This is a genomic window from Oleiphilus sp. HI0086, from assembly GCF_001635225.1.
The window spans coordinates 1-719 of sequence record NZ_LWFZ01001153.1; the positions used below are offsets into that span (position 1 = coordinate 1).

1 protein-coding gene is annotated in these 719 nt (G+C 44.9%); it reads left to right on the forward strand.

What is annotated here, in order from left to right; genetic code table 11:
* Positions 1-719: sulfate adenylyltransferase subunit 1 (locus A3756_RS20310; RefSeq protein WP_231875591.1), on the forward strand; the 719-nt coding region annotated here is incomplete at both ends.

The window sequence follows — 719 nt, forward strand, 5'->3', positions numbered from 1 at the left end:
TTGCTTATCGTTATTTCTCAACTGCTAAACGCAAGTTCATCATCGCCGACACTCCCGGACACGAGCAATATACTCGTAACATGGCAACTGGTGCGTCAACTGCTGACCTGGCAATCATCCTGATCGATGCACGTCACGGTGTATTAACGCAAACCAAACGTCACTCATTTATTGCTTCTTTACTGGGTATTAAGCACGTCATCGTTGCCATCAATAAGATGGATCTGGTTGACTACAGCGAAGAGCGCTTTAATGAAATCAAGAGCGATTACCTTTCATTCTCTGACCAGTTAGATTTGGGCGATATCCAGTTTGCACCACTTTCTGCACTGAAAGGTGTTAACACAATCAGCAATAGCGACAAGACACCTTGGTACAAAGGCAAGCCTCTAATGGAGATGCTTGAGTCAGTCGAAATAGCTAAAGACAAGAATCTGGAAGACTTCCGCCTACCAGTACAATACGTTAACCGCCCTAACCTTAACTTCCGTGGTTTCTGTGGAACGATTGCTTCGGGTATCGTTAAGCCTGGCGATAAAATTACTGCACTTCCTTCGGGTAAAAGCAGTACCGTAAAAGAAGTCGTGACCTTTGAAGGTTCACTGGATGAAGGTTTCGCAGGTCAAGCGGTTACGCTTACCTTGAATGATGAAATCGATATCAGTCGTGGCGATATGATTGTTCAGTCTGACAATCACCCAACGGTAAGTTCTGCGGTA